The following is a 1,328-nucleotide window of genomic DNA, read 5'->3' on the forward strand; positions in this document are numbered from 1 at the left end:
GCCGGGGTCTTCTTGGCCGGGGCCCGAGCCTCGTCTGCAGGCCCCCGTGCCGGGAGCACCTCGGCGAGGAATCGACCCGTGTGGCTCTCCGGGACCGTCGCCACGTGCTCCGGCGTGCCCTCCGCCACGACCATCCCCCCGCCCGCGCCGCCCTCGGGGCCCATGTCGATCACCCAGTCGGCGCTCTTGATCACGTCGAGGTTGTGCTCGATCACGATGACGGTGTTGCCCTTGTCGACCAACCCCTGGATCACCAGGAGGAGCTTGGTGATGTCCTCGAAGTGCAGGCCCGTCGTGGGCTCGTCGAGGATGTAGACCGTCCGGCCGCTCGACCGCTTCTGCAGCTCGGCAGCCAGCTTGACGCGCTGCGCCTCGCCACCCGACAGCGTGGGGGCGGGCTGCCCCAGCCGCACGTAGCCGAGACCGACCTCGGCGAGGGTCCTGAGGTAGCGGTGGATGGAGGTGATCGGTTCGAAGAACTCGGACGCCTCCTCGATGGGCATGTCCAGCACCTCGGCGATGGTCTTGCCCTTGTAGTGCACCTCGAGCGTCTCGCGGTTGTACCGCGCGCCGTGGCAGACCTCGCACGGGACGTAGACGTCCGGCAGGAAGTTCATCTCGATCTTCAGGGTGCCGTCACCCTGGCAGGCCTCGCACCGACCGCCCTTGACGTTGAAGGAGAACCTGCCCTGCTTGTAGCCGCGGACCTTGGCCTCGGTGGTGGCGGCGAACAGGGTGCGGATCTTGTCGAACACGCCGGTGTAGGTGGCCGGGTTGGACCGCGGCGTCCGGCCGATCGGAGACTGGTCCACCTGGACCAGTTTGTCGAACCCGTCGACGCCGTCGATGCGGGAGTGCCGACCGGGAACCTGCCTGGCGCGGTTGAGCTGGTTGGCCAGCGACGTGGCCAGGATGTCGTTGACCAGGGTCGACTTGCCCGAGCCCGACACCCCGGTGACCGCGCAGAGCACCCCGCCCGGGAACACCACGTCGACGTTCTTGAGGTTGTTCTCGCGGGCCCCGCGGACGTGGAGTCTCTTCTCCGTGCTGGCCTCCCGCCGCTTCTCGGGAATGGCGATGGACCGTCTGCCCGCCAGGTAGTCACCCGTGAGCGACTCGGTGTTGGCCAGCAACCCCGCGTAGTCGCCCGAATGGACCACGCGGCCGCCGTGCTCGCCCGCCAGTGGACCGATGTCGACGATCCAGTCGGCCGAGCGGATGGTGTCCTCGTCGTGCTCCACCACGAGCAGGGTGTTGCCCAGGTCCCGCAGCCGCACCAGGGTGTCGATGAGCCGCCGGTTGTCCCGCTGGTGCAGGCCGATCGACGG

1 protein-coding gene is annotated in these 1,328 nt (G+C 68.8%); it reads right to left on the minus strand.

Annotated features, from left to right (window positions below):
• Positions 1 to 1,328: excinuclease ABC subunit UvrA (uvrA, locus tag B4M60_RS09970; RefSeq protein WP_291083042.1), on the minus strand; the 1,328-nt coding region annotated here is incomplete at both ends.

Origin of the sequence: Dietzia sp. UBA5065, assembly GCA_002415925.1 — a bacterium.
Classification (GTDB): Bacteria; Actinomycetota; Actinomycetes; order Mycobacteriales; family Mycobacteriaceae; genus Dietzia.